The following is a 438-nucleotide window of genomic DNA, read 5'->3' as shown; positions in this document are numbered from 1 at the left end:
ATTGACGAACTTGCCCGTCGTGGTTTTACCGGCTTGTGGCTTATCGGCACTTGGGAACGAAGTCCGGCAAGCAAGACTGTAAAACAGTGGACGGGCAATCCCGAAGCTGCCGCCTCCGCATACAGTTTATACGATTACGATATTGCAAACGAACTTGGCGGCTGGGGGGCACTCACCAACTTGCGTGAGCGTTGTATGCGCCGGGGAATCCGCCTCGGCTCTGATATGGTTCCCAATCACACAGGCATCGACAGCAAATGGATTGTCGAACACCCCGACCGTTTTCTGCAACTGCCCTACCCGCCCTTCCCAACTTACAATTACAACTGCGGTAATCTTTCAGGCAGAGATGACATAACGGTACCAATTGAAGAACATTATTTTTCGCGCAGCGATGCCGCAGTCGTCTTTAAGCGGATTGACAACCGCACCGGAGAA

General features: G+C 52.5%; 1 protein-coding gene. It reads left to right on the top strand.

Annotated features, from left to right (window positions below; genetic code table 11):
- Positions 1–438: alpha-amylase family glycosyl hydrolase (locus ACYVRA_RS09125; protein ID WP_461252391.1), on the top strand; the 438-nt coding region annotated here is incomplete at both ends.

The sequence above is a fragment of the Treponema sp. R8-4-B8 genome, from assembly GCF_054786175.1.
This window is presented reverse-complemented; position numbering and strand designations above follow the sequence as displayed.